The sequence below is a fragment of the Nonomuraea sp. IBHARD001 genome (assembly GCF_056106265.1).
In genome coordinates this window covers 4,224,221-4,251,092 of sequence record NZ_JBWBBW010000002.1, presented here as the reverse complement: position 1 = coordinate 4,251,092, position 26,872 = coordinate 4,224,221, and the positions used below count along the sequence as shown (strand labels likewise).

Annotated in this window: 23 protein-coding genes; 12 read left to right on the top strand and 11 right to left on the bottom strand. The window is 72.3% G+C overall.

Going from position 1 to position 26,872, the window contains the following annotated elements; genetic code table 11:
- Nucleotides 1-71 precede the first annotated feature (71 nt).
- On the bottom strand, nucleotides 72-869 hold the full coding sequence (locus ACTWNK_RS21385; RefSeq protein WP_474306168.1) for an inositol monophosphatase family protein: 798 nt from the start codon (nucleotides 867-869) through the stop codon (nucleotides 72-74).
- Nucleotides 870-1,002: 133 nt separating this feature from the next.
- Between ACTWNK_RS21385 and ACTWNK_RS21380 the strand changes: the two genes are divergently transcribed.
- Entirely contained in the window at nucleotides 1,003-1,743 is a 741-nt protein-coding gene (locus tag ACTWNK_RS21380; protein ID WP_474306166.1) for a GntR family transcriptional regulator, read from the top strand.
- Between the two features lie 87 nt (nucleotides 1,744-1,830).
- Here the strand turns inward: ACTWNK_RS21380 and ACTWNK_RS21375 are convergent, their stop codons facing one another.
- Nucleotides 1,831-3,060, bottom strand: a complete 1,230-nt coding sequence (locus tag ACTWNK_RS21375; RefSeq protein ID WP_474306165.1) for an MFS transporter — start codon at nucleotides 3,058-3,060, stop codon at nucleotides 1,831-1,833.
- Nucleotides 3,061-3,103: 43 nt separating this feature from the next.
- Here ACTWNK_RS21375 and ACTWNK_RS21370 point away from each other — a divergent pair, with 43 nt between their 5' ends.
- The 5 genes from ACTWNK_RS21370 to ACTWNK_RS21350 all read left to right on the top strand — a co-directional run bounded on the left by ACTWNK_RS21370 (nucleotide 3,104) and on the right by ACTWNK_RS21350 (nucleotide 10,525).
- Nucleotides 3,104-4,318, top strand: coding sequence for an ROK family protein (locus ACTWNK_RS21370; RefSeq protein ID WP_474306164.1), 1,215 nt, complete (start codon nucleotides 3,104-3,106; stop codon nucleotides 4,316-4,318).
- A 28-nt stretch (nucleotides 4,319-4,346) separates the two neighbouring features.
- Nucleotides 4,347-7,502 carry an ATP-binding protein gene (locus ACTWNK_RS21365; RefSeq protein ID WP_474306163.1) on the top strand — a complete coding sequence of 1,052 codons (3,156 nt, stop codon included), beginning with the start codon at nucleotides 4,347-4,349 and terminating at the stop codon, nucleotides 7,500-7,502.
- A gap of 24 nt (nucleotides 7,503-7,526) precedes the next feature.
- Nucleotides 7,527-8,723, top strand: coding sequence for an FAD-dependent monooxygenase (locus tag ACTWNK_RS21360; RefSeq protein ID WP_474306162.1), 1,197 nt, complete (start codon nucleotides 7,527-7,529; stop codon nucleotides 8,721-8,723).
- 103 nt (nucleotides 8,724-8,826) lie between these two features.
- A complete protein-coding gene (locus ACTWNK_RS21355; protein WP_474306161.1) occupies nucleotides 8,827-9,585 on the top strand; it encodes an IclR family transcriptional regulator in 759 nt (252 codons plus the stop codon).
- 76 nt (nucleotides 9,586-9,661) lie between these two features.
- A complete protein-coding gene (locus ACTWNK_RS21350; RefSeq protein WP_474306160.1) occupies nucleotides 9,662-10,525 on the top strand; it encodes an SMP-30/gluconolactonase/LRE family protein in 864 nt (287 codons plus the stop codon).
- 5 nt (nucleotides 10,526-10,530) lie between these two features.
- Here ACTWNK_RS21350 and ACTWNK_RS21345 read toward each other — a convergent pair whose 3' ends face one another.
- The 4 genes from ACTWNK_RS21345 to melA are packed head-to-tail and all read right to left on the bottom strand — an operon-like array spanning nucleotide 10,531 to nucleotide 14,817.
- Nucleotides 10,531-11,349, bottom strand: coding sequence for a carbohydrate ABC transporter permease (locus tag ACTWNK_RS21345; protein WP_474306159.1), 819 nt, complete (start codon nucleotides 11,347-11,349; stop codon nucleotides 10,531-10,533).
- Nucleotides 11,346-12,245, bottom strand: a complete 900-nt coding sequence (locus tag ACTWNK_RS21340) for a carbohydrate ABC transporter permease (protein WP_474306157.1) — start codon at nucleotides 12,243-12,245, stop codon at nucleotides 11,346-11,348. Before ACTWNK_RS21340 ends, ACTWNK_RS21345 begins: the two co-directional genes overlap by 4 nt.
- Nucleotides 12,242-13,531: an ABC transporter substrate-binding protein gene (locus ACTWNK_RS21335; protein ID WP_474306156.1), complete on the bottom strand. Its 1,290-nt coding sequence runs from the start codon at nucleotides 13,529-13,531 to the stop codon at nucleotides 12,242-12,244. Before ACTWNK_RS21335 ends, ACTWNK_RS21340 begins: the two co-directional genes overlap by 4 nt.
- The gene (gene melA / locus ACTWNK_RS21330; RefSeq protein WP_474306155.1) at nucleotides 13,528-14,817 is read right to left on the bottom strand and encodes an alpha-galactosidase; all 1,290 of its coding nucleotides are present in this window, start codon (nucleotides 14,815-14,817) and stop codon (nucleotides 13,528-13,530) included. Before melA ends, ACTWNK_RS21335 begins: the two co-directional genes overlap by 4 nt.
- Before the next feature lie 257 nt (nucleotides 14,818-15,074).
- Between melA and ACTWNK_RS21325 the strand changes: the two genes are divergently transcribed.
- Complete coding sequence (locus ACTWNK_RS21325; RefSeq protein WP_474306154.1) at nucleotides 15,075-16,109, top strand: endo alpha-1,4 polygalactosaminidase; 1,035 nt, start codon at nucleotides 15,075-15,077, stop codon at nucleotides 16,107-16,109.
- 8 nt (nucleotides 16,110-16,117) lie between these two features.
- Here ACTWNK_RS21325 and ACTWNK_RS21320 read toward each other — a convergent pair whose 3' ends face one another.
- Together ACTWNK_RS21320 and ACTWNK_RS21315 are read right to left on the bottom strand one after the other, a co-directional pair.
- Nucleotides 16,118-17,053, bottom strand: coding sequence for a zinc-binding dehydrogenase (locus ACTWNK_RS21320; protein ID WP_474306153.1), 936 nt, complete (start codon nucleotides 17,051-17,053; stop codon nucleotides 16,118-16,120).
- Nucleotides 17,050-17,889: a fumarylacetoacetate hydrolase family protein gene (locus ACTWNK_RS21315; RefSeq protein ID WP_474306152.1), complete on the bottom strand. Its 840-nt coding sequence runs from the start codon at nucleotides 17,887-17,889 to the stop codon at nucleotides 17,050-17,052. The genes ACTWNK_RS21320 and ACTWNK_RS21315 overlap by 4 nt, the downstream gene beginning before the upstream one ends.
- Before the next feature lie 417 nt (nucleotides 17,890-18,306).
- Between ACTWNK_RS21315 and ACTWNK_RS21310 the strand changes: the two genes are divergently transcribed.
- Both ACTWNK_RS21310 and ACTWNK_RS21305 read left to right on the top strand, forming a co-directional pair.
- Nucleotides 18,307-19,452 (top strand): alanine racemase, encoded by a 1,146-nt coding sequence (locus ACTWNK_RS21310; protein ID WP_474306151.1) that lies wholly within the window; start codon nucleotides 18,307-18,309, stop codon nucleotides 19,450-19,452.
- 82 nt (nucleotides 19,453-19,534) lie between these two features.
- The gene (locus ACTWNK_RS21305) at nucleotides 19,535-20,299 is read left to right on the top strand and encodes an SDR family NAD(P)-dependent oxidoreductase (protein ID WP_474306150.1); all 765 of its coding nucleotides are present in this window, start codon (nucleotides 19,535-19,537) and stop codon (nucleotides 20,297-20,299) included.
- 22 nt (nucleotides 20,300-20,321) lie between these two features.
- Here ACTWNK_RS21305 and menD read toward each other — a convergent pair whose 3' ends face one another.
- From menD to menB, 3 genes are read right to left on the bottom strand one after another with little or no spacing between them, the layout of a single operon-like run.
- On the bottom strand, nucleotides 20,322-21,992 hold the full coding sequence (gene menD / locus ACTWNK_RS21300; RefSeq protein WP_474306149.1) for a 2-succinyl-5-enolpyruvyl-6-hydroxy-3-cyclohexene-1-carboxylic-acid synthase: 1,671 nt from the start codon (nucleotides 21,990-21,992) through the stop codon (nucleotides 20,322-20,324).
- A complete protein-coding gene (locus ACTWNK_RS21295; RefSeq protein ID WP_474306148.1) occupies nucleotides 21,989-22,903 on the bottom strand; it encodes an o-succinylbenzoate synthase in 915 nt (304 codons plus the stop codon). The genes menD and ACTWNK_RS21295 overlap by 4 nt, the downstream gene beginning before the upstream one ends.
- 10 nt (nucleotides 22,904-22,913) lie before the next feature.
- On the bottom strand, nucleotides 22,914-23,744 hold the full coding sequence (gene menB, locus ACTWNK_RS21290; protein ID WP_474310950.1) for a 1,4-dihydroxy-2-naphthoyl-CoA synthase: 831 nt from the start codon (nucleotides 23,742-23,744) through the stop codon (nucleotides 22,914-22,916).
- Nucleotides 23,745-23,788: 44 nt separating this feature from the next.
- Here menB and ACTWNK_RS21285 point away from each other — a divergent pair, with 44 nt between their 5' ends.
- From ACTWNK_RS21285 to ACTWNK_RS21275, 3 genes are all read left to right on the top strand, one after another.
- On the top strand, nucleotides 23,789-24,937 hold the full coding sequence (locus ACTWNK_RS21285; protein WP_474306146.1) for an AMP-binding protein: 1,149 nt from the start codon (nucleotides 23,789-23,791) through the stop codon (nucleotides 24,935-24,937).
- 52 nt (nucleotides 24,938-24,989) lie between these two features.
- On the top strand, nucleotides 24,990-25,295 hold the full coding sequence (locus tag ACTWNK_RS21280; protein WP_474306145.1) for a hypothetical protein: 306 nt from the start codon (nucleotides 24,990-24,992) through the stop codon (nucleotides 25,293-25,295).
- 228 nt (nucleotides 25,296-25,523) lie between these two features.
- Nucleotides 25,524-26,864 (top strand): RNA polymerase sigma factor, encoded by a 1,341-nt coding sequence (locus ACTWNK_RS21275; RefSeq protein WP_474306144.1) that lies wholly within the window; start codon nucleotides 25,524-25,526, stop codon nucleotides 26,862-26,864.
- The last annotated feature ends 8 nt before the right edge of the window (nucleotides 26,865-26,872 follow it).

The following is a 26,872-nucleotide window of genomic DNA, read 5'->3' as shown; positions in this document are numbered from 1 at the left end:
CCTGGACAGCGGGCTCGCCTTGTTACGGCCCTCGACAGCGGGCTCGCCGGCAGGCGCGACAGTGGGCGGGATCAGCGCAGCAGCGGTGCCAGGGACGAGCCCGCCAGGTCGAATCCCGCCACGTGCGCCAGGTAGTCGCCTCCGGTCAGCGGGTCGCCGACGTAGACGCCGCCCGCCTGGCGCACCAGGTAGGCGCCCGCCGCCACGTCCCAGGAGTGCGAGTCGCGCCCGTAGGCGACGTCGGCCCACCCGGCGGCCACGTGCGCCAGCTTCAGCGCCGCACTGCCCGGCCTGCGCACCGCGGCGAACGAGGTGACCAGCGAGCCGTAGGCCAGCAGTGCCCCCTGCCCGCCCTCGGCCACGTCGGCGGGCCTGGGGAAGCTGGTCAGCAGCATCGCCCCGCGCTCGGTCGAAGCGCCCGCGCTGCGCAGGGGCGAGCCGTTGCACCACGCGCCGTCGGGAGAGGCCGAGAACAGGTCCTCGCGCACCGGGTCGTAGATCACGCCCGCGACCGGCTCGCCGCCGACGGCCGCCCCGATCGAGACACAGAAGAACGGCACACCGGCCGCGAAGTTGGCGGTGCCGTCGATCGGATCGACGTACCAGGTCGTGCGCTCCCCCTCGGCCACGCCCGCACTGGCCAGCTCGCCGCCCTCCTCGCCGACCACGACGCTGCCGGGATCACGTTCGGCCAGCACCCTGCGGATGATGTCCTCGGCCGCCCGGTCGTACTCGGTCACGGGGTCGTGGAAGTCGCGCTTGGTGGCGACCTGCGGCCTGGACCTGAACGCCTTGCGCAGCGTGTCGCCCACCGCCCTGGCCGCCTCCTCCGCGACCTCGCTCAGCCGATGCCGCCCTGACGTGTCCACATGTCCTCCCCGCAAAGCCGTGAGATGCCGCGCAGGCCGCACGGCCCGCCTTCATCCTGTCGGGTACGGCGGGACGACGCGCACCCGGATGGGTGTTTGTCAGGACATTCTGACCTCGGCTAGCCTGACCCGCATGACCGCGAATCTGGCGATCGACCTGGACCGCTCCAGCCCGGTGCCGCTGTACTTCCAGGTCGCCGAGCAGATCTCCGACGCGATCGGCAAGGGCGACCTGCCGCCCGGCTCGCGCCTGGACAACGAGATCCTGCTGGCCGCACGGCTGGGCCTGTCCAGGCCGACGATCCGCCAGGCCATCCAGTACCTCGTCGACAAGGGCCTGCTGGTCCGCAAGCGCGGCGTCGGCACGCAGGTCGTGCACGGCCAGGTCAAACGCGCGGTCGAGCTCACCAGCCTCTACGACGACCTGCGCGGCGCCGGGCAGGACCCCGCCACGCGGGTGCTCGCCTTCCAGACACGGGCGGCCGACGAGCCGATCGCACACGTGCTCGGCGTGCCACAGGGCTCGGACGTGCTCTACCTGGAGCGGCTGCGCTTCGCCTCGGGCGAGCCGCTGGCCCTGCTGCACAACTGGCTGCCGACCGGGCTGACCGGGCTCGGCGCGCAGGAGCTGGAGAGCAGGGGGCTGTACGAGCTGCTGCGCGCGGCCGGGGTGCGGATGCGGGTGGCCAACCAGCGCATCGGCGCCCGGGCCGCGGGCGTGAGCGAGGCCAGGCTGCTGGGCGAGCGCCGGGGCGCGCCTCTGCTCACGATGGTCCGCACCACCTACGACGACCAGGGCAGAGCCGTCGAGCACGGCTCCCACCTCTACCGCGCCTCGCACTACTCCCTTGAGGTCACCCTCATCGAACGCTGAGCCCCCGACCCTCGCGAGGCCCCGACCCTTGCGAGGCCACGCTGAGCCCCTGCCCCTTGCGAGGCCCCGCCCCTAGCGAGGTCGCCCTCATCGAACGCCGAGCTCCCGCTCCTCGCGGGCCCGATGGCTGTGCGCGGCCAGGGCGGCCAGCGACGGCGGCCCGACCAGTCCGACGGCGGCGGCCAGCACCGCGGGGATGATCAGCGCGACGGTCAGCGTCGCGGCCTCGGCGACATAGCCGAGCAGGGCGGGCCCGATCAGCAGCCCGCTGTAGCCGAACGCCGTCACCAGCGACAACGCCCGCCCGACCGCCCCTCCCGACGCCCCCACCGCACTGAAGATCACCGGCACCACCGTCGCCAGGCCCACGCCGACCAGCGCCCAGCCCACCCAGGAGGCGCCCACGCGCAGCCCGCCTGCCAGCGGCCCGAACAGCACCAGCAGGTACCCGAGCGTGGCCAGCGCACCGGCCAGCCGCATCGTCGCCACCGGGCCGAGCCTGGCCCGCAGCGGGTCGCCGAGCAGGCGCACCCCCGTCATCGCCACCGCGAACACGGTGAAGGCCACCGGCGCGAGCGCGGGATCGGCGTCCAGGACCCACCGCGCGTGCAGCGCCGCCCAGTCCATGGCCGCGCCTTCGGCCAGGTGCCCGGCGAACGCCACCGCGCCCAGCAGGGCGATCAGCCCCCAGCGCAGCCCCGAGCCGCCGCCCGCCGCCCCCTGCGCCTGCGCCCGCTCCCCTGCCGCGACCGGCGGCAGCAGGAACCTGGCGGTCGCCATGTACGCCAACGGCACCACGAGCGCCGCCACGATGAGCAGCACCTGCCCGTCGGCGCCCAGCCGTACTCCGGCCGCCGTCACCATGCCGGCCGCGGCGCCGCCCAGGCTCCAGAAGCCGTGGAAGGCCGAGATGATCGGCCGTCCGTAGCGCCGTTCGACCTCCACCGAGTGCGCGTTCATCCCGACCTCGACCACACCCAGGCCCGCGCCGTACAGCACGCACCACACCGCGAGCCATCCGTAGTCGGGCGCCAGCGCCGGCCCCAGCAGCGACAACGCCGACAGGGGCGCCCCGAACAGGCACACCGCACGGCTCGACCACCGGTCGACCAGCCGTCCCGCCACCAGCATGGACACCAGGGCGCCGAGCGAGATCAGCAGCAACGAGGTGCCCAGCCTGGCCGGGCCCAGGTGCAGGCGTTCGTCCAGGCCGGGCAGCCCGGTGGCCCAGAGCCCGACGATGAACCCACTCAGGAAGAAGTAGACGAAAACCGCGCCGCGCGCCCGTCTGGCGATCACATCGGGGGATTTGTTCATACCGAGAGCATAATCAGTCGCCGACGCTGCCACAATGGAGGGCATGCGGACCCCTGCCGGCGCGACGACGAGCGGCGAGCTGCGCCGCCACAATCTGGTGCGACTGCTGCGCGAGATCCACGAGACAGGCGCCACCCGCACCCGCTCCCAGCTCACCCGCGACCTCGACCTGGCCAGAGGCACCGCCTCCGTGCTGATGGCCGAGCTCGCCGACGAGGAGCTGGCCCGCGAGTCGCCCGTCGCCGCCCACACCCGGGGCCGTCCCACCAGCGTGCCCGGACCGCACCGCGAAGGGCCGCTCGCCCTGGCCGCCGATCTGCGCGAGGACTCCTGGCTGGTGGCATCCGGCGAGCTCGGCGGCGCCGTCACCGAACTCGCCGAAGGCCACCACGACGGCGACCCCCACCCCACGCTCGCCGCACTCGGCGCCGTCCTGCGCGAGCAGGTCCACGCCCTGGCCCCCCGCGTCGTCGGCGTCGCGGTCGCCGTGGCCGGCCCCGTACGGCGCGGCGGGCTCGTCGACGTGCCGCACCTGGGCTGGGAGCAGCTCGACCTGCCCCTGCTGCTGTCGGGCGGACGCGCACCGGCCTGTCCCGTCCACGTCGGCAACGACGCCAGGCTGGCGGGCCTGGCCGAGGCGCGCCGAGGACACCTGCGCGAGGCGCCCGTCGGCCTGCACCTGCACCTCGACTTCGACCTCGGCGGCACCCTGCTGCTCGACGGCCGCCCGCAGGAAGGGGCCCGGGGCGCCGCCGGGGAGTTCGGCCACATGCCGCTGAGCGGGGGCACGGCGCCGTGCACGTGCGGGGCGCGCGGCTGCTGGAGCCTCGACGTGGGGGCCAACGCCCTGCTCAGAGGCATGGGCCTGGCCTCGGGAGGCGGCAGAGGCCGCGCCCAGGCCGAGGCGATCGTCACCGCCGCCGCCTCGGGCGACCCCGCCGCCGCCCGGGCCGTGCGCGCCAACGCGCACGCCCTGGGCACGGGCATCGGCGCCCTCGTCAACGCACACGACCCGCATGTGGTCACGCTGTCCGGTTTCGGCGCCGACCTGCACGCCCATGCCGCCGCCGCGATCGACTCCGCCTGCGCATCGGCGCTCATGACCATGCACCGGGCCGACCCGCCCGCCGTCCTCGCCTCCGCGCTGGGCTGGCGGGGGCCGCTGGTCGGGGCGCTGGAGTCGGTGTTCGACGCCTTCCTCACCCCGCCCGGCCTCACCGCCTGGCACGGCCGCCGCGGCCCGGCATCGGCGTCGTAGGGCCGCCCGGGTGGCGACAATGGTCGCCATGCGATTCGGGATTCTCGGCGCGACCCAGGCCTGGCACGACGACGGCGAGGAGGTCGCGCTCGGCGGGCAGGCGCAGCGGGCGCTGCTCGCCCTGCTGGTCGCCGCGCCCGGACGCACGGTGCCGGTGGAGCGCCTGCTCGACGACCTGTACGGCGAGGCGGCCGGCGACAAGGCGGCGCACGCGCTGCAGTCGCAGGTCTCACGCCTGCGTCGTGCCCTCGCCCCGCACGCGGGCGTCGAGCGCACGCCCTCCGGCTACCTGCTGACGCCGCCGCCGGGCGAGGTGGACGCGGTGACGTTCGAGGCGCTGGCCGACGACGGCAGGCGGGCGCTGCACGCGGGCGACCTCGGCGCGGCCCAGGACCTGCTGGACGCGGCCCTGGCGTTGTGGCGCGGCCGGGCGCTGGCCGACGTGAGCGGCACCGGCCCGGGCCGCGCGCATGCCGTACACCTGGACGAGCGCCGTCTGAGCGCGCTCGAGGACCGGCTGGAGGCGCGGCTGCGTCAGGGCGGGCACGACGTCGTCGGCGAGGTGCGGGAGCTGGCCGAGCGGCATCCGTTGCGCGAGCGGCTCAGCGGCCTGCTCATGCGCGCGCTGCAGCAGGGCGGGCGGCAGGCGGAGGCGCTGGTGGCCTACGACAGGACCAGGCGCACGCTGGCCGACGAGCTCGGCGCCGACCCCTCGCCCGAGCTGGCGGCGCTGCACCAGGCGCTGCTGCGCGGCGAGCGGCCGGGCGGCCCGCCGGGACCGCCCGCCCAGCTGACCAGCTTCGTCGGCAGGGACGACGACGTGCGCGACGTCGCGCGCCTGCTCGCCTCGGCCAGGCTGGTCACGCTGATCGGTCCGGGCGGCTGCGGCAAGACCAGGCTGTCGGTGGAGATCGCACACCGGGAGCACGGCGAGGTGTGCTACGCCGAACTCGCCCCGCTGCGCGCCTCCGAAGACCTGCCCATGGCCCTGCTCGCGGCGCTCGGCCTGCGCGAGAGCGGCCTGTTCGGCGCCCCGGCCGTGCCCGCGGCCGAGCGGCTGGCCCAGGCGCTGGGCGATCGGCCGGTGCTGCTCGTGCTGGACAACTGCGAGCACCTGGTCGGCGCCGCCGCGCATCTGGTCGACCGGCTGCTCGCCGGGTGCCCGGAGTTACGCGTGCTGGCCACCAGCAGGGAGCCGCTCGGCATCACGGGCGAGCACCTGTGGCCGGTACGCCCGCTGACGGGGCCGGACGCGGTGCGCCTGTTCGCCGACCGGGCCGCCGCCGTACGGCCGGGGTTCGCCGCCGACGGCGACGACGGGCTGGTCGCCAGGTTGTGCGCCGCGCTGGACGGGCTGCCGCTGGCCATCGAGCTGGCCGCCGCCCGGATGCGCACGCTGGAGCTGGCGGAGCTCGCGGCCAGGCTGGACGACAGGTTCGCCCTGCTGTCACGCGGCAGCAGGACCGCCGCCGCACGCCACCGCACGTTGCGCGCGGTCGTCGCCTGGAGCTGGGAGCTGCTCGACGGGCCCGAGCAGGCGATGGCCAGACGGCTGACCGTGTTCACCGGCGGCGCGACGGCCGGGGCGGCCCTTCGGGTGTGCGGGGCGGGCGGCGAGCACGTGCTGGAGTCGCTGGCCGACAAGTCGCTGGTGGAGGTGACGGCGGGCCGCTACCGCATGCTCGACACCGTCAGGGCCTACTGCGCCGAGCGCCTGGAGGAGGCGGGAGAGGCCGAACGACTGCGGCTGGCCCATGCCGAGCACTTCACCGCGCTGGCCGTCGAGGCCGATCCGCATCTGCGCGGCCGTGAGCAGCTGTCCAGGCTGGCCCTGCTGGCCGCCGAGCACGACAACCTGCTGGCGGCGCTGCGCTGGGCCGCCGGGCACGGCCCGGTGCCGCTGGCGTTGCGACTGCTCGGCTCGCTGCTGCCGTACCTGTGGATGCGGGGCCTGCGCGCCGTCGCCACGCCGCAGGCCGTCACGCTGCTGGAGCGCATCGGGCCTGACCCGGACCCGGCCTACGGCGACGCCTACGTGCTGACGGCGCTGGCCACGGCGGTCTCGGCCGAGGGCAGCCGGGCGTGGCGGGCCTACCGCGCGTGCGCCGAGGCGCTGGTGCGCGATCCCGACCGGCCGGGCAGGCATCCCATGGTGACGATCCTGTGGCCGATGGTGAACTCCGGCTCGGGCGACCCGCACGTCGCCCTGGCGGTGGTCGAGGCGGGCAGGGGCAGCCCCGACCCGTGGGAGCGGGCGGGCGTGCACCTCATCTGGGGCTACCCGTCCTACGCCAGTGGCGATTTCGCGACGGCCGAACATGAGTTCGCCCAGGCCAGAGCAGGTTTCAGTGCCCTGGGCGACCGCTGGGGCACCGCGCTGACGCTGGACGCCCTGGCCGGGCTGGCCGAGCTCGGCGGCGACGGCGACACCGCGATCGCGCTGCTGGACGAGGCCATCGCGCTGACCGAGGAACTCGACGCCGGTGAGGACCTGTCGGACCTGCTGTGCAACCGGGGCGATCAGCGGGCGGCCGGCGATCCGGCCGGGGCACACGCGGACTACGAGCGCGCGGCCCGGGTCGCCAGGCGTGCCGGGAGCCGTTCCTCGCTCGCCGCCGCCGAGCGCGGCCTGGGCGATCTCGCCCGCGCCGAAGGCGACCCCACGACGGCGCGGCGCCTGTACGAGCGGGCGCTGGCCGGTTTCGACCCGCATTGGATACGCAGCGTCGGCCACCGCGTCCGCGCCCTCATCGGCCTGGCCCATCTCGCCGCCGCCCGGGGGGAGCTGCCCGCCGCCTGGGAGAGCCTGCGTCACGCCACCGAGTCCGCCGTGCACCAGGGGGCGCTTCCCGATGCCGCGCGTGCGATCGAGGCGATGGCCGCGCTGGCCGTACTGGGGGAAGGCCAGGCGCCCACGCGCGAGGCCGCCGGGCGGGCCGCCGCGTTGCTGGGCATCGCGGTCGTCCTGCGGGGCGCCGACCGTCCCACCCCCGAGAGCGCACGCGTGCGAGCCGAGGCAGCGGCCGTACTGGGTGCGGAGGGGGTGCGCCTGGCGGTGACGGAGGCGATGGGCCTGGCACCCGAGGAGGCGCTGCGCCGGGCGGGCGTGCACGCGGACGTGGTGCGGACCTCGCCGCTGGTGGTGTTCATGAGGGGCGGTGAGCCGCCGGTGAGCGGCCGGTGAGCGGCCGGCGCGAGTGTGGGCGGCATGACGAAGAACATCCTGATCGTGGGCGGCGGCGTCGCGGGACCCGCCCTGGCCTACTGGCTGCACCGGCACGGCTTCACCGCCACCGTCGTCGAGCGGGCGCCCGCGCCCCGCACGGGCGGCTACTCGGTCGACTTCCGCGGGCACGTGCACATGGGGCTGCTGGAGCGCATGGGGATCACCGCCGCGGTGATGCGCGAGCGCACCGGCATGGGCGCCATGTCGTATGTGAACGCGGCCGGCCGCAAGCTGGCGGACATGCCGGCCGACCTGTTCGCCGGTGACGTCGAGATCCTGCGCGGCGACCTGGGCCGCATCCTGTACGACCTGACCAGGCCGTTCACCACCTACCTGTTCGACGACACCGTCACCGCGCTCGACGAGGACGACCGGGGGGTCGCCGTCACGTTCGAGAAAGCGGCGCCGCGCCGGTTCGACCTGGTGGTGGGCGCCGACGGGCTGCACTCGGCCGTACGGCGGCTCGCCTTCGGGCCCGAGGAGCGCTTCGTGCGTCATCTCGGGCTGTACTGCGCGGTGTTCACCACGGCCAACTACCTGGACCTCGACCACACCGGCCTGGCGTACGTGACGCCGGGCAAGCTGGTCGCGCTGTACGCGGCGCGGCACAATGCCGAGGCCAAGGCCATGTTCTACTTCGGCTCGCCGCCGCTGGGGCACGACAGGCGCGACCTCGGCCACCAGCGCGCGGTGCTGGCCGAGCGGTTCGCGGGCAACGGCTGGGAGAGCGAGCGGCTGCTGGGCGCGATGGAGCGGGCCGACGACCTGTACTTCGACGCCGTCGCCCAGGTGCGCATGGAGTCCTGGTCGCGCGGGCGCGTCACCCTGCTGGGCGACGCGGCGGCCTCGCCCTCGCCGCTGTCGGGCATGGGCACCGGCCTGGCCCTGGTGGGCGCCTACGTCCTGGCCGGTGAGCTGGCCCGTGCGGGGGGCGAGCACCGCACGGCCTTCGCCAGGTACGAGCAGGAGGTGCGGCCGTACGCGGAGGGCTGTCAGAAATCCGGTGAAGGTGTCAGCAAGTTCATGGTGCCGGAGAACAGGTTCATGGCATGGTTCCTGAACCAGAACTACAAGATCCTGCCCTACCTTCCGTGGAAGGGTCTGCTCTCCAAGGCCGCGCGCAGGGTGGCGGAGGGCATCACGCTCAAGGAGTACAGCACGATCAGGAGCATCGCCTGATCCGCGCGGCCGACACGACGCCCCCAGGTTTCGGTCACAGGATTGGCCAGAGTTCCGTATCACGCTCTAGCATTCCATTATCCGGAACATGCGAGGGAGAACCATGGGTGAGGCCCAGTCCCCTGTCGGGAGCGTCGACCGCGCTCTGCTGATCCTCCAGGAGATCGGCAGGCACAGCAGGGGGGTGACGCTCGACGAGCTCGCCACCAGGCTGGCGCTGCCGAAGAGCTCGCTGCACCGCCTGCTGGGCGCGTTGAAGCACCGGGGGTTCGCCGGCCAGCCCGAGCCGAGCGGGCCGTACTTTCTCGGCACCGAACTGCTGGCCACGGCGTTCAGGTTCTACGAGAGCATGGACCTGCGCACGCTGGTGCACCCGCTGCTGCTGCGGCTGAGCGAGCAGTTCGCCGAGACCGTGCACATGGCCACGCTCGACGGCGGCGAGGTCGTCTACCTGGACAAGGTGGAGGCGGTGCGCTCGATCACCATGACCTCGGTCGTCGGCGGGCGCAACGGGGCGCACTGCACGGGCGTCGGCAAGGCCCTGCTGGCCTGGACCTATCCGACCGACGAGGCGATCAGGACCTGGGCCGCACGCTACGGCCCGCTGGCCCAGCGCACCCGTTCGACGCTCACCGCGCCCGCCAAGCTGGCCTCGCACCTGGCCCAGATCAGGGAGCGCGGTTACGCCCTCGACCTGGAGGAGAACGAGCCCGGCGTGCGCTGCGTGGCGGCTCCCGTCTTCATGGGGCGCAGCACGCCGGTCGCGGCCGTCAGCGTGACCGCACTGAAGGACCGCATGCCGCCCGCCCGGCTGGAGGAGGTCGGCCAGGCCCTGCGCCAGGCCATCGCCGACCAGCTCTGACCGACCGGCCGTACTTTGCCTAGAATGTCTCATGGAATTAGATTCCGTCAGGCAGAATCAGGTAAAGGATGTGGCCATGGTGAAGGTGTCGCGGCCGGAGGTGCTCGACGTCCCTCGGGCACGCCTCGGCGAAGGGCCGCGCTGGGACGCGGCCACGTCGAGCCTGCTGTGGGTGGACATCCCGGCGGGCGTCGTGCACCGCCTGGACCCCGCCACCGGGCGGCATGCGCAACTCGGGATCGGCATGCCGGTCGGCGTCGCCGTCCCCCGCGCCGAGGGCGGCCTCGCCCTGGCCGTGCGCGACGGGTTCGCGGTCCTGGAGGACGGCGGATCGGCGCTGCGGATGGTGGCCGGGGTGGCGGGTGCGGAGCGTGCGGGGACCCGGATGAACGACGGTGCCTGCGACCGGGCCGGGCGCTTCTTCGCCGGGAGCAAGGCCGAGGACGACACGCCGGGCGCGGGCTCGCTGTACCGGCTCGGGCCCGGCGGGCGGTGCGAGCGGGTGCTGGAGCAGGTGTCGATCTCCAACGGGATCGCCTGGTCGCCGGACGAACGGCTGATGTACTACGTCGACACCGCCACCCGCCGCGTCGACGTGTTCGACTACGACGCCGCCGCGGGCAGGCCGAGCGGCAGGCGCGTGTTCGCACGGATCGGCGAGGGCTGGCCCGACGGGATCACGGTGGACGCCGACGGCCACGTGTGGGTGGCGTTGTGGGAGGGCGGCGCATTGCTGCGGCTGCGGCCGGACGGCGAGGTCGGCCAGCGGGTTGAGCTGCCCGCCTCCCTGGTGACCAGCTGCGCCTTCGGCGGCCCCGGTCTGACCGACCTGTACGTCACGACGGCCTGGGACGGCAGCACGGGCGGCGAGCTGCTGCGCTGCCGTACCGACGTGCGGGGGCTGCCCGCCCATCCCTACCGGGAGCACGGGCAGCCCTGACGCCTCTAGCCCTTGACCGCCCCGGTCAGCGCCTGCACGAAGCGGCGCTGGCCGAACAGGAAGACCGCGAGCACGGGAAGCGTGGTGAGCACGGTCCCGGCCATCACGGCGGGCCAGTCGGCCTTGTGCTGGCCCTGGAAGGTGGTCAGCCCGACCTGGACGGTGTAGTTGGCCTCCGAGCTGATCGCCACCAGCGGCCAGAACAGATCGTTCCACGCGGTGATGAAGGTGATGACGGCCAGCGCGGCCAGCGCCGGTCTGGCCACCGGCAGCACCACCCGGAAGAACACCGCGAAGCGCGAGCACCCGTCGATGCGGGCCGCCTCCTCCAGTTCCCTGGGGAAGGACTGGAAGAAGGAGGTCATCAGATAGATGCCCACCGCCGAGCTGAGCTGCGGCACGATGAGCGCGCCCAGCGTGTCGGTCAGTCCCACCTCGTTGAAGATGAGGAACGTCGGGATGACCGTGAGCTGGAACGGGATCAACGCCGTGGCGATGACCAGCACCAGCACCAGCTTGGACCCGGCGAAACGCATCCTGGCGAAGGCGTAGCCCGCCATGCTGCACAGGACCAGCTGCGCCGCCACGATCGCACCCGAGACGATCACGCTGTTGAGGAACCAGCGCGGGAAGTCCGAGCCGGCCAGCACCGTGCGGTACCCGCCGAGGTCGATGCCGGAGGGCCACATCGCGGGCGGGAACCTGTTGAGCTCGCTCTGCGTCATCAGCGAGCTGAGCACCATCCACACGAACGGCAGCACCGTCAGCGCCGACATCGGCGCCAGCAGCAGGTGCCAGCGGCTGGGCAGCCTGAGCCTCCTCATCGCATCGCCCCCTTGCGCCTGGCCACGACCATGCCCGCCACGATCAGCACGAGCGTGCCCGCGAACAGCACGTAGGCCACGGCGGCGCCGTACCCGGCGGTGAAGAAGCTGAAGGCCAGCTGCCACACGTAGTAGACGATGGTCACGGTGGAGTTGGCCGGTCCGCCCTTCGTGGTGGTCATCACCAGGTCGAAGAACTGCAGGGCGTCGATCAGCCCCCAGACCGCGAGGAAGATCGTCATCGGGCGCACCGCGGGCACGATGATGTGCCGGAAACGCGCCCAGCCACCGGCGCCGTCGATGGCGGCGGCCTCCATGACCTCCTTGCTGATCTCCTGCACCGCGGCCAGGTAGATCACCACGGAGAAGCCGAACCTGGTCCAGAAGAAGATCAGCGTCAGTACGAACATCGCCTGCGAAGGGCTGCTCAGCAGGCCCTGGACCGGCAGCCCCACCTTGACCAGCAGGCCGTTCATCAGCCCGAAGTCGCGGTCGAAGATGTAGCCCATGAGCAGCCCGGCCGAGGTCGCCGAGGCGATGTAGGGCACCAGGAAGCAGGTGCGGTAGAAGCCGATCCCCCGCACCTTCCTGTTCAGCAGCACCGCCACCAGCAGCCCCGCGATCAGCGAGGCCGGGATGTAGAGCGCCACCAGCAGCCCGGTGTTGCGCAACGCCTGGAAGAACACCGGGTCGGCCAGCAGCGCACGGTAGTTGTCCAGCCCCACGTCGCGCCCCTGCGACATCAGGTCGGAGTCGGTGAACGACAGCCGCAGCGCCCACGCCATCGGGATCAGCGAGAACCCCAGGATGACCAGCGTCGCCGGCCCCGCGAACGACCACCCGGCCACGTGGTCGCCCAGCCGCCCCCGCTTCAGGCCCGGCGCGGTGACGGTCATGACCCGGGTACGGCGAGCGCCGCGTCGGCCTTGGCCGCGGCCTCGTCCAGCGCGCTCGCGGCGTCGCTCTTGCCGAGCAGCGCCTGGGCGATGGCGTCGGCGACGAACGACGACACCCTGGGGTACCTGGTGGTCGGCGGGCGTACCCGCTTGGCGTTGGCCAGGTTCGCCGAGACGACGTCGATGCCGGGGTAGGCGTCCAGGTAGGCCTGGTAGCCGGGCAGTGCGGTGATCGACTCGCGGATCGGCAGCGAGCCGGTGTCCTTCATCCACACCAGTTGCTGCTCGGCAGCCGTCAGCCAGGTCAGGAAGGTCGTCGCGGCCTCGACCCGGCGTCGGTCGTGCTGGAAGACCACCCAGTTGTCAGGTCCCGAGACCGTCTCGTGGTTGCCCGCCGTGCCGGGCAGCTGGGCCACGCCGTACTTCAGGCCGGCCGCCTGCAGGTCGGGCAGGACCCACGGGCCGGACATGAACAGGGCCAGGCGGCCGGACTCGAACAGCTTCTGCCCCTTCTCGGCCGGGCTGGAGTCCAGATAGAGGGACTTGTCGCGCAGGGCCATGTCGGCGAGCCTGCCCAGGGCCCTGTCGCCGGCTTCGGAGTTGAACACGGCCTTCTTGTGGTCGGGGGTGAGGATGTCGCCTCCGCCCTGCCAGATCATCGGCCACAGGCCCCACACGGCTTCCTCGCCGCCGCTGATGGCCCAGGTGGCGCCGAACACGCCCGCCTTGGCGTCGGTGGTGGCCTTGGCGATCGCCTGGAAGTCGTCCCAGGTCCAGTCCGGCCCCGGAGGCTGCAGTCCGGCCTTCTTCAGCAGGTCGGTGTTGTAGAGGACGACCATGTTGTCGACGACGGCGGGGAAGCCGATGACCTTGCCCTCGACGGTGACGGCCTCGCGTTCGCTGGCCCAGAAGTCCTGCCAGCCGACCGCGGGCGCCTTGACCGCCTCGGTGAGGTCGGCGACCTTGGGGTTCCTGGCGACATTGGGCGCCCACGAGCCGTAGAGGTAGGCGATGTCGGGGTAGGCGTCCGAGGTGAGCGCCGCGGTGATCTTGGGGAGCATGCCGTCGGCGGTCGCGCCGCCCGACTCGGTGCGTACCCTGATGGCCGGATGGCTCTGGTTGAAGGCGGCGACCAGCTTCTCCACCGACTTGGCCGAGCGGTCCTCCTGCCCGTGCCAGATGGTGATCTCCACCGGTCCGGCGGCGCTCTCGGGCTCCGACGCGCACGCGCTCAGGCCGGCCGTCGCCGCCAGCAGGGCGAGCGCGACCGCCGTCAGCCGCCTCATCGCACACCCTCCGGCATGAGGTCGCCGTGCGCGGCGATCATCTCGTCGACGAGGTCGTGGATCTGGCTCAGCGTGAGGGTGGCAGAGGCGTTGGGGTCGAGCATGGCCGCGTGGTAGACGTGGTCGCGGCGGCCTTCGAGCGCGGCGCGCACGGTGAGGTCGCCGACGTTGAGGAAGGTGGTGTTGAGCGCGGCCAGTTGCGGCGGCAGGTCGCCGACGCGGGTGGGCCGCACGCCCGCCCGGTCGACCAGGCACGGCACCTCGACACAGGCGTCGGCGGGCAGGTTGCCGATCAGGCCGTCGTTGCGCACGTTGCCGTGGATGACCCGGGGGGTGCCGGTCTCGATGGAGTGGATCACCTCGGAGGCCAGCTCGCTCATCGGCTCGATCTCCACCCCCTGGCCCGATGCCAGGCGGCGCCTGGTGTCCTCGAAGGTGTCGAGGTTGTCGGCCGACCACCGCAGGTAGATCTCCACCGGGATGCGGAAGTGCGCCACCTGGTCGTCGTGGTGCAGGAACCAGGGCAGGTACTCCGAGCCGTGCTCGCTCGACTCGGTGGGGAAGTGCCCGAAACGCCGGTACATCTCCACTCTGACCGTGCGCAGCAGTTCGGGGTCGGCGGCGATGGCGGCGTCGAGCGCCGGGTAGAGGTCGCGGCCCTGGTGCTCGAACTTCAGCACGAACGCCTGGTGGTTGGCCCCGGCCGTGACGAAGGCGATCTCCTCTTCGGGCAGGCCGACCAGCGAGGCCAGCCTGGCCTGGGTGTCGCGCACCGAGTGGCACAGCCCCACCACACGCTGGAACGGCGTGCCCTGGTAGACGGCGCGCGGGATCATCGCCATCGGGTTGGTGTAGTTGAGCAGCAGTGCGCCGGGCGCGAGTTCGGCCAGGTCGTTGCCGAGCCCGACCATGACCGGGATGGTGCGCAGCGCACGGAAGATGCCGCCGATGCCGAGCGTGTCGGCGATGGTCTGGCGCAGGCCGTAGCGGCGCGGGATCTCGAAGTCGGTGAGAGTGGCGGCGTGGCCGCCGACGGCGATCTCGTTGATGACGTAGTCGGCGCCCTCGACGGCGGCCCTGCGGTCGAGGTGCGCCTCGACCTTGGCCCCGCTGCCGACGGCCGAAACCATCCACCGGGCCATGGCCTCGGCCGTCGCCAGCCGACCCCCGTCGATGTCGTGCAGGACAAGCGTGAGATCGTCGAGGCCGCGGAGGGTCAGGAGATCGGATAGGACGTTCTTCGTGAATTCGACGCTCCCTGCGCCGACGAAGACGATGCGTGCCATGGGATGGTTTCCTTCCGCAGAGCACGGCGGACGTGAGATGCCGCTGCGTGGCAGGATTATAGCGGCCGTCCGTCATGCAGACTAGAGTTCCGCATTGCGGAATCTGCTGGTTGAGGGGGTGGTGGTGCGGACAACTTCCTGATGCGTCGCCCCCGGCGCGGGCCTCTGGCCGCGATGCGGGAGTTGACAACCACTGGTGATCTTCGATTTCCTTGTGGTCGGAATTTCATTCCGCTATATGGAATTTAGGGGATCATATGGTGAACGCCTTCCGTGTCCTCGGCTCGACGTCGCTGCGATGGGGGGCGGCCCTCGCCGCCGCCGCCGCGCTCGTCGCGGGACCCGCCGGAGCCGCACAGGCGGACGAGCGCGTCGCGGCCAAGCCCCGGCCCACGGCCACGGCCACGGCCAAAGCGACGCCCACGCCGACGGCCAAGACGCAGGGCGCCGTCTGGGTGCCCGCCGCGCAGAGCCGCTGGCAGTACCAGCTGGAGGGCAATCCCGCCTATCCGGCCACCGGTGGCATCAATGTGGAGGTGTGCGGGGTGCCGCAGAGCGGCGGGGCCTGCGTGCGGCCCACGGTGTTCGATATCGACCTGTACGCCGACGCCGCCGTGGCCGGGAACAACACCACGCTCAACACCGCGGCGGTCAAGGCCATCCACGCCAAGGGCGCCAGGGCCGTCTGCTATGTCGACGCCGGGTCCATCGAGGACTTCAGGCCCGACTACCGGCAGTTCCTCGACTGGCACAACGCGCACGGCAAGTCGCTGCTGGGCAAGCCGTTCAGCCCGGAGTTCCCCAACGAGCGCTGGGCCAACATCAACAACGACAAAGGCCAGCGCGACTTCCTGCTGACGATGATGGAGGCGCGGGTCGCCAAGTGCGCCCAGGCCGGGTTCGACGGCGTGGAGTTCGACGTCGTCAACGCACACGAGGAGGGCAGGTCGGTCACCGGCTGGACGGTCAGCCCCGCCACCCAGCTCCTCTACAACCGGGCCCTGGCCGCCATCGCGCACCGCCACGGCCTGTCGGCGGCGCTCAAGAACGACCTCAGCCAGGCCGCCGACCTCGTCGCGAGCTTCGACTACGCCGTCAACGAGGAGTGCTTCGAGCACGAGGAGTGCGGCGAACTCGCCCCGTTCACGGCCGCGGGCAAGGCGGTCTTCCAGGTCGAGTACGCCACCGCGCCGAAGACCTACTGCGCCGACGCGGTCAGGCTCGGCTTCAACTCCATCAAGAAGAAGCCCGACTACTCGCTGAACGACCTGCCGTTCCAGCCCTGCCGCTGAGGTGATGCTCATGGCGCGAGCAACGCCTTCACCGGCACGCTCGCGCCGTTCATCAGCGTGGTGAACACCTGCGCGCCCTCCACCAGCGGGAAGGTGTCGACCCAGCCCAGGTCCCAGTCGCCGACCATCGACAGCGCCGAGGCGAAGTCGCCGCCGGTGTAGGCGAAGGAGCCGCGCACGCGCTTCTCGGCCCGGACCAGGTCGGCGGCGTCGAAGGCGGCGTTCGCGTCGGCCAGGCCGAGCCACACCGCGCTGCCGCCCGGCCGCAGCCTGGCCAGCGACTGCGCGTGCGTGGCCGCCGCGCCGACCGCGTCGAAGATCACGTCGTACTCGCCGGTCAGCTCCGGCCCGGTGACCGCCGCGCCGAGCCCCGCCGCGATCGCCAGCCTGCCCGGCGAGGTGTCGGCCACCTCGACGCTGCCCGCACCCGACGAGGCGGCCACCAGCAGGCAGGCCAGCCCGATCGCCCCCGCCCCCACGACGCCGACCCTGGCGCCCTCGGGCGCCTCGGCCAGCCCCCAGGCGTGTACGGCGTTGGCCGCGGGCTCGACGATCCCGGCCGCCGCCCAGGTCAGGTCATGCGGTATCTCGGTGATCGCCTCCGACGGCACGGCGACGCGCTCGGCGAAGCCGCCCGGCGTGTGCACGCCGATGATGCGCCGCCGCCTGCACACGTTGCGCAGCCCCAGGCCACACAGGTCGCACTCCCCGCACGACAGGATCGGATTGACCACCACCCTGCGCCCGTCCCCCGTACGGCCGGCGAACTCGTGGCCCATGACCAGCGGCGGCACCCTGAACCCCGGCGACCTGACGCCGTGCAACTCGCTGCCGCAGATGCCCGAGACCACGACGTGCACCAGCTCCTCACCCGGTCCCGGGCTCGGCTCGTCGACCTCGCGCACGGCCACCTCGCCCGGCGCCGTGAACACCAGGGCCCTCATCGGGCACCAGCGCCGATCACCGGGTTGCTCAGCGCGCCGACGCCTTCGACCGACACCTCGACGGTGTCGCCCGGCCGTAGCGACCTGCGTGGGGTCATGAACTCGCCGCAGCCCCACGGCGTGCCGGTCAGCACGACGTCGCCCGGTTCGAGGGTGAAGGCGCGTGCGCAGTGGGCCAGCAGGTCGGCCACGCCGAACAGCATCTCGGCGGTGCTGGAGTCCTGGACGGCCTCGCCGTTGACCAGCGTGCGCAGGCGCAGGCGCTGCGGGTCGCCGAGCTCGTCGGGCGTGACGAGGACCGGGCCGAGCGGGCAGAAGGTGTCCAGGCTCTTGCCCCTGGTCCACTGGCCGTCGTCGAACTGCAGGTCGCGGGCGGAGACGTCGTTGGCGACCGTGTATCCGGCGACCGCCGCCATCGCCTCGTCGCGGCTCGCCCGCCTGATCGGGGCGCCGATCACCACGGCCAGTTCGACCTCCCAGTCCACCCGGGTGGTCAGGTCGCCGTCGACGACGATCGGCTCGCCCGGCCCGATCACGCTGGAGGGGAACTTGGCGAAGATCAGCGGCCGCTGTGGTCGCTCCATCGCGGCCTCACGGATGTGGTCGAGGTAGTTCAGGCCGATCGCCACGATCTTGCCCGGACGCAGCGGGGCGGCTGGCCTGGCGCCCGGGAGCCGCCGCACGGCGCGTCCGGCCAGCCCCGCCAGGGCCGTGTTCCCGGCGTCCAGCAGCGCTTCCAAGGGGGCGGAGTCGTGCAGCGCGTACCACTCGCCTTCGCGCTCCACTGCGGCGACCTTCCGGCCGCCGTACCGCACCGTGCCCAGTCTCATACTCATCGCTCGATTCCGTATAGCAGAACGCAATTCCGAAGTGGCGTCAGAAAAGCACTCCGACTGGCGGACTGTCAACTTTGGATTCCGTATTGTGGAATGTTGGACCGCTTTGTGGAATGCTGCTAGCGTCGAGCGCATGGCCGGCGCGGTTGAACCGGACGGCCGGTACGGCTGGAGCGCTCGACCGTCGGCACCGGCAGGTCCGCGCCCCACTCGGGGGCGGCACGGAAGGCCTGCGCCGAGGGCGACAGCAGGCGCCTGAAGCTGGCACTGCGGGCTGGGCTGGGCTTGGCACCGCGACCGGCACGAAGCCAGGCAGAAACAGGCAGAGCCAGGCACCGAAGCCGACGAGGTCAAAGCCGGCAAGGCCGATGCCGAAAGACGCGCTTCGCGGAAGCGGTCCCGCGAGAGGAGTGACGTATGACGTACCCCGGAGTGACGTACCCCGGAGTGACACATCCCGACTTCACGCCCCCGTACCCCGAGCTCGACACCCCCGCCCTGGTCATCGACCTGGACGTGGTGCGCGCCAACATCGACGCGATGGCCGCGACCGCCGCAGCGCACGACGTGAGACTGCGCCCGCACGTCAAGACGCACAAGATCCCCGAGTTGGCCCGTATGCAGCTGGAGGCGGGTGCCGTCGGCATCACGTGCGCCAAGCTCGGCGAGGCGGAGATCATGGCCGATGCCGGGGTCGAGGACATCCTGCTCGCCTATCCGATCTGGGGCGAGCCCAAGCTGCGCCGCCTGGCCGCGCTGCGCGAGCGGGTCAGGGTACGCCTCAGCCTGGACTCCCCCGAGGTCGCGGCGGGGCTCGGCGCCATGGGCCTGGCCACCGGCTCACCTGTCGAGGTCCTGGTCGAGGTCGACACCGGCCAGCACCGGCTCGGCCGTCCGCCGGGCAGGCCGACGGCCGACCTCGTCGCCGAGATCGCCGCCGTGCCGGGTGTTGAGGTCGTCGGCCTGCTGACGCTCGCGGGCCACGCCTACCGTGCCCGTACGCCCGCCGAGCTGGAGCGGGTGGCCCGGCGCGAGGGCGAGGACCTGGTGGCCACGGCCGAGCTGTGCGCGCGCGACGGCATCGAACTGCGTGAGATCAGCGTCGGCTCCACACCCACCGCCAGGTATGTCGCGGGCGTCGCGGGCGTCACCGAGATCCGGCCCGGCACCTACATCTTCAACGACACCGCCATGATGCGCCTCGGCGTCGCCGGCGAGCGCGACACCGCGGCCCGCGTCCTGGCCACCGTGGTCGGCAGGCCCGCACCCGGCCGGGTGGTCCTCGACGCGGGAACCAAGTGCCTGACCTCCGACAACGCGGGCACGCCCGGCTGGATCACCGCGGCGGGGCTGCCGCACGTGCGGATGGACTTCCTCAACGAGGAGCACGCCGTGGCCGACCTCGACCTCACCCGCGGCCCGGACCTGCCCGCGGGTTCCAGGGTCGAACTCATTCCCGGCCATGCCTGCTCGGCCGTCAACCAGTTCGACCTGGCCTACGGCGTCTCGGGCGGCGAGGTCGTCACCGAGTTGCGTGTCGCCGCGCGCGGAGCCGTACGCTGACCGCCGTCCTGCCGTACGGCGAAGCCCCAACCCCACATCCAGCCCACATCCAGCCCACATCCAGCGAGGAGAACGTGAGCGCATGCGAGGACTGACCGGCAAGCGGGTGCTGATCAGCGGCGGGAGCAGCGGCATCGGCGCCGCCACCGCCCGCAGGTTCCTGCAGGAGGGCACCAGGGTCGTCCTGGGCGGCCTCGACCCGGACGAGGTGGCCGAGACCACGGCCGCGCTCGCGCCGCTGGGCGAGGTGAGCGGCCTGGCGGGCGACGTGAGCTCCGAGTCCGACGTAGCCGCCCTGCTGTCGGGCGCCGTCGACGCGCTCGGCGGCGTCGACGTGCTGATCAACAATGCCGGGATCGCCTGGCGCGAGCCGTTCCTCGACATCACCCCCGAGCACTGGGACCACGTCGTCTCGGTCAACCTGCGCGGTATGTTCCTCATGGCCCAGGCGGTGGCCAGGCAGTTCGTCCTGCAGGGCGGCGGCGGGGTCATCGTCAACATGGCCTCGACCAACGGCCTGGGCGGCGAGGCCGACTACGCCCACTACAACGCCTCCAAGGCGGGTGTGCTGCTGCTGACCAAGACGATGGCCGTCGAGCTCGGCAGGCTCGGCATCCGGGTCAACGCCCTGTGCCCGGGCTACATCGCCACGCCGCTCAACTCCGCCATCGCCGCCGGGCTCGACGACGACTTCCAGGGCGCATACGAGCGCGAGCGCATCCCGCTGGGCCGGGCGGGACTGGCCGAGGAGGTCGCGGCGGCGTATGCGTTCCTGGCCTCCGACGACGCCTCGTTCGTGCACGGGGCCGAGCTCGTCGTCGACGGTGGGCAGCTCGCCGTCATGTGAGCCGCCCGCGCCTTCGCCCGCCTCAGCCGACCTCGGCCGCCAGCTCCGACCTGATGGCGGCCTGGGCCGCGTCGCGCATCTCGGCGTGCAGGACGGCGTTGGTGTCACGCTCGGTGCGTACCTCCACGATCCGCAGCCCCTCCCCCCGCATCGCCTTGGGCAGCTGGTCCAGGTCGGTCACCAGCGTGTGCGGCGTACCGGACGCCGCCGCGACGTAGCTCAGGTCCACCCCGTGCGGCGTGCCGAACACCCGCTCGAACGGGTCGCGCAGCGCCGCCTGCGGCAGCAGCGAGAAGATGCCGCCGCCGTCGTTGTTGACCACGACGTAACACAGGTCGGGCCTGGGCTCGCGGCGCGAGAGGATCAGCCCGTTCTGGTCGTGCAGGAACGTCAGGTCGCCCAGCAGCGCGTAGGCGGGCCCGTTGTGGGCCAGTGCCGCCCCCATCGCCGCCGAGACCAGCCCGTCGATGCCCGAGACGCCCCTGTTGGCCTGCAGCCTGATGCCCCTGCGCGGGCGCATCGCCTGGTCCAGGTCGCGGATCGGCATCGAGGAGCCGCAGAACAACAGCGCCCCGTTGGGCAGCGAGTCCACCAGGTCGCGGGCCAGGCGCGGCTCGGAGACCCCGGTGGCGTCGAGCACGGCGTCGATCGCCCTCCTGGCCGCCTGGTCGGCCCGCCTCCAGGAGTGCAGCCAGGCGTCGTCGCCCGAGGCGACGGGGATCTCGACCGCCTGGGCCACCTGGGTGGCCGAGCGCGTCGGGTCCGGCCAGTGGCTGAGATCGGGCGAGACCACGATGTGCTCGTCGGCCCTGCGCATCCACGACATCAGCGGGCGCGACAGGCCGGGACGGCCCAGCGTCACCACGACGTCGGGGCGGTGCGCCTCGGCGAACTCCGGTGTGCCCAGCAGGAAGTGGTAGGTCGACATCGCGTGGTCGCCGTAGCGCCCGCCGCCGTTGGGCTCCGACAGCACCGGCCATCCGGCCATGCCCGCCGCGGCCACGTAGCGGCGCACGTTGGCCGCGCCGTCGCCGACGACCAGCACACCGCGCCTGGTCGGCGGCAGGTGCAGCGCGACCGGCGGCGGCGCCACCCTGGCGCGCACCCACGGCCCCGAGGCGTCGCCGTCGAGCGACTCGCACCACGAGGGGTCGCCGTCGGGGATCAGCGGGTCCCTGAAGGCCAGGTTGAGGTGCACCGGGCCGGGGTCTGCTGGCCCGAGCGCCCGCTGGTAGGCGCGGCAGGCCAGCGAACGCCAGTACGCCACCTGGCCGGGCCGCTCCTCTGGCACGCCGACCTCGACGAACGACCTGACCGCACTGCCGTACAGCTTGAGCTGGTCGATCGTCTGGTTGGCGCCGGTGCCGCGCAGCTCGGGCGGGCGGTCGGCGGTCAGGACGAGCAGGGGCACGTCGGACTCGCTGGCCTCCAGGACGGCCGGGTGGAAGTTGGCCGCGGCCGTGCCAGACGAGCACACCAGGGCCACGGGGCGCTCCAGCCTCCTGGCCATGCCGAGCGCCAGGTAGGAGGCCGAGCGTTCGTCGATGCGCACGTGCAGCCGTACCCGCGGGTCGGCGTGCAGGGCCAGGGCCAGCGGCGCCGAGCGCGAGCCCGGCGCCAGCACCACGTCGGAAAGGCCGCAGCGCACCAACTCGTCGACCAGCACGGTGGCCAGCGCGGTGGCGGGGTTCACGCCTCAGCCCCCTGCATACGGACGAACCACGAGGGCGCGTCGATCGTGTAGGCGGCCAGCGCCGGCGGCGACACCTCGGGACGCACGACGGGCAGCATGCCGCCGACCGGCGTCAGAGAGCGCTCCACCACATCGCCTTCCAGCAGCGACATCGTGCCGAGCCCGCACGCGTAGGGCAGCTCCGGCAGCGCGGCGGCCAGCGCGAGACCCGCGGCCAGTCCGACCGAGGTCTCCAGGGCGCTGGAGACGACCGCGGGCAGCCCGCACGCCTCGACGACGCGCAACGCGTTGCGCACACCGCCGAGCGGCTGCACCTTGACGACCGCGATGTCGGCCGCCCCTGCCGCCCTGACCTTCAGCGGGTCCTCGGCCCTGCGGATCGACTCGTCGGCCGCGATCGGCACACTGGCCGACCTTCGCACCCTGGCCAGCTCCTCAAGGGTGGCGCAGGGCTGCTCGGCGTACTCCAGGTCGAAGCGGTCGAGCTCCTTGATGTTGCGTATCGCCTCGGCGACCTCCCAGGCGCCGTTGGCGTCGATCCTGAGCTTCCCTGCGGGGCCGAGCGCGTCGCGTACGGCCTCGACCCTGGCCAGGTCGTCGGCGAAGCTCTGGCCGCGCTCGGCGACCTTCACCTTGGCCGTGCCGCAGCCCGAGCGGCTGACCAGGTCGTGGGCCTGCTGGGGGCCGACGGCCGGGACGGTGGCGTTGACCGGGATCTCGGTGCGCAGCGGAGCGGGCCAGCCCTCGTAGGCCGCCTCGCGGGCGCAGGCCAGCCAGCGGGTGGTCTCGGGCGGGCCGTACTCGGGAAAGGGCGAGAACTCGCCCCAGCCCGCGGGGCCGTGGATGAGCACCCCCTCCCTGGCCGTCTGGCCACGGAAGCGGGTGCGCATCGGAATACGGAAGACGTGCATGGACGATCGGCTACGGGCGGCGCGGGAACTGGTCGAAGTCCGGCTTGCGCTTCTCCTTGAAGGCGTTGCGCCCCTCCTGCGCCTCCTCGCTCATGTAGAAGAGCATGGTGGCGTCGCCGGCGAACTGCTGCATGCCGGCCGCGCCGTCGGTGACGGCGTTGAGCGCGCCCTTGAGCATGCGCAGGGCCAGCGGCGACTTGTCGAGCATCTCGCGCGCCCACTGCACGGTGGTCGCCTCCAGCTCGGCCAGCGGCACGACGGCGTTGACCAGGCCCCAGTTCAGCGCGGTGGGGGCGTCGTAGAGGCGGCAGAGGTACCAGATCTCGCGGGCCCGCTTGAGGCCGACGGTCTCGGCCAGCAGCCACGAGCCGTAGCCGCCGTCGAACGAGCCGACCTTGGGCCCGGTCTGGCCGAACTGCGCGTTGTCGGCGGCGATCGTCAGGTCGCAGCACACGTGCAGCACGTGGCCGCCGCCGACGGCGTAGCCGGCCACCATGGCGATGACGGGCTTGGGGCAGCGCCTGATCTGCACCTGAAGGTCGAGCACGTTGAGCCTGCCGACGTGCGGGGTGGACTTGTCGACATAGCCGTCGTCGCCCCTGATCTTCTGGTCGCCGCCCGAGCAGAACGCCTTCTCGCCCGCGCCGGTGAAAATGATCACACCGACGGAGGTGTCCTCCTGCGCCTCGTTGAAGGCGTGCTTGAGCTCGAAGAGCGTGGTGGGCCTGAAGGCGTTGTGCACCTCCGGGCGGTTGATCGTGATCTTCGCCATGCCCTCGGCGGTCTCGTAGATGATGTCTTCGTACTCACCCGACCGCTTCCAGTCGACAGCACTCACGATCTCGTCCTCCTGATGTCCGACCTGTCGCCACTAACCTTACGAGCATGAGGAGCCACCCCTTGCACGCGGACCGTGACTTGCTGGCCGTCGTGTCGCCGCCGGGGCCTCGCCTGATGGAGGCGGTCGCGCTCGCGCTCAGCGGCGAGGGGCCCGCGATCCTGCCGCTGGCGCCCGGTCAGGAGGCCGGTGCGCTGGAGCGCCTGCGGCCCTCGCGGGTGCTCGACGCCGACGGCTCGCGCCGCCCGCCCGGCGGTGTCGGCGTGCCGGGCGAGGTGGCCGTCGTCATCGCCACGAGCGGCAGCACGGGGACGCCCAAGGGGGTGCAGCTGTCGGCCTCGGCCCTGCGCGCCTCCGCCTCGGCCTCGCTGCGCAGGCTCGGCGCGGTCAAGGGCGAGCGCTGGCTGTGCTGCCTGCCGCCTTCGCACGTGTCCGGCCTTCAGGTGCTGGTCAGGTCGCTGTTGTGCGAGAGCGAGCCGATCATCCATGACAGGTTCGAGCCGCGGGCCGTGCTGGATTCGGGCGCCGACCACGTCTCGCTGGTGCCCACGCAGCTGCACAGGCTGGTGGCCCTGGGCGCCGACCTGTCGCTCTTCAGGACGATCCTGCTCGGCGGCGCCGCCGCCGGGCCCGGCCTGCTGCGGGAGGCGCGCGACCTCGGCGCCCGGGTGGTCACCACGTACGGCATGAGCGAGACGTGCGGCGGTTGCGTGTACGACGGCGAGCCCCTTTACAATGTAGATCTCAAGATTGACGACAACGGACTGATCAATGTCGCCGGACCGGTGCTGTTCTCCGGCTACCGCTTCGGCGCCTCGCCCGGCGGCTGGTTCACCACCTCCGACCTGGGCGAGATCACGGAGGGACGGCTCAGCGTGCTCGGCAGGGCCGACGACGTGATCAACACCGGCGGCGAGAAGGTCGCCGCCTCGGCCGTCGCGGGCGTGCTCACCGAGCATCCGGCGCTGGCCGACGTGGCCGTCGTGGGCGCGCCCGACGCCGAGTGGGGCCAGCGCGTGGTGGCCGTCGCGGTGGTGCGCGAGGGGCGGCGGGCGCCCTCGTTGCCGGAGTTGCGCGACTTCGGCCGCGAGCGCCTCCCCGGCTACGCCCTGCCCCGTGAGCTGCGCGTTCTCACGGCGCTTCCGCTGCTGCCCAACGGCAAGACCGACCTCGGCGCCCTGCGGGACGGAACCTGAAAGCGTTTTCGCGCGTCATAGAGTGTGACAGGCAAGACGACAAGGAGCCCTCATGAACCAGCCCCGCAAGATGTGGGTGTCCGCAGGAGTCATCGCCGCCGTGCTCGTCGGCGGGGTCTCCGTTGCGGCCGCCGCCTCGACGGGCAGGCTGGAGAAGGCCGGACAGGAGACCAAGGCCGTCGTGCAGAGCCCCGCGCCACAGGCGGAGCCGACCGAGCCGGACGACGTCGTCGTCTCCCACGAGCTCAACGAAGACCCCGCCGCCGTCTACGAGCACTGGACGCCCGAGCGGATGGAAGACGCCCAGCCGATGCCGATGCCCGAGGTGGACGGCGGTCTCAGGGAGATCCCCGAGTAGACCAGCCGGCCTTCCGGGCGGACCGCGGGCAGCGGTCCGCCCTTTTTCATCCCCGGCGAGTGTTCCGCATGCCACACTGCTCTTTACGCTCACTCCGGGAACAAATCCCGCCCAAAGACGTTATTGCTACTGGTGCGCCGAGCGGCCCGAACGCCGCCCCACCACAGGCAGCCCACAGCATTGAAACAGCCGTAAGCATTGAAACTCCGTGAAGGAGGAGGTGTCCTCATGCCCCGAACCGCCGTGGTTACCTCGACCGAGGCCCCGACGACCCTCGACCAGCTCCTGGACCGAGGCCGAGCCCAAGGTCACCTTTCCCTCGCCGAGCTGCGCGACGCGTTCGCCCTGGCGGGCATCAGCCCGACCGAGGGCAGGTCGATCCTGCGCGAGCTGACCGAGGCGGGGGTGAGCCTCGCCGCCGAGAACGAGCCCAAGCTGGGCGCGCAGCCCAAGGCGCCCGCCGCCAGGAAGGCGACGGCGAAGAAGACCACAGCGACCCGCAAGAAGACGGGCGAGACCACGAGCGACACCAGCAAGAGCGACACCGCCGCGCCCGCCGCCGAGCAGGACGGCGAGGACAGCCCCGACGAGGCCATGCTGGTCTCGGCCACCGAGGACGTCGACGTGGAGGAGAACCTCGACCTCGACGACAACGCCTCGGTCATGGGCGACTCCGTGCACACCTACCTCAAGTCGATCGGCCGCAGGACCCTGCTGACCGCCGCGCAGGAGGTCGACCTGGCCAGGAGGATCGAGGCCGGGCTCTACGCCGAGTACAAGCTGGAGGAGGAGCTCGACCTCACCCCGGCCAGGCGCGCCGACCTGGAGCTGGTGGTCAGGGACGGCCGCGCGGCCAAGGACCACATGCTGGAGGCCAACCTCAGGCTCGTGGTCTCGGTCGCCAAGAAGTACACCGACCGCGGCATGGCCCTGCTCGACGTCGTGCAGGAGGGCAACCTCGGCCTGATCCGCGCGGTGGAGAAGTTCGACTACACCAAGGGCTTCAAGTTCTCCACCTACGCCATGTGGTGGATCAGGCAGGCCATCCAGCGCGGTTTCGCCGACTCGGCCCGTACGATCAGGCTGCCCGTGCACGTGCTGGAGATGCTGTCGAAGCTGTCGCGCGTCGAGCGTGACATGCACCAGCGCCTGGGCCGCGAGCCCACGCCCGAGGAGCTGGCCGTCGAGCTCGACCGCACCCCCGACCAGATCGAGGAGCTGCTGCGCACCAGCCGCCAGCCGATCTCGCTCAACGCCACCATCGGCGAGGACGGCGAGACCACGATCGGCGACCTGATCGAGGACGTCGACTCCCCCGAGGCCTCCGAGGTCGTCGACAGGCAGTTGCTCGGCGAGCAGCTGCGCGGCGTGCTCGGCAACCTGTCGCCGCGTGAGGCGCGCATCATGGCGCTGCGCTTCGGCCTGGTCGACGGCAAGCCGCACACGCTCGACGAGATCGGCAAGCACCTGGGCCTGACCAGGGAGCGCATCCGTCAGCTGGAGAAGGAGTCGCTGTCCAAGCTGCGCCACCCCAGCAACACCAGGCCGCTGCTGGACTGGGCCAGCTAGCCACCGTA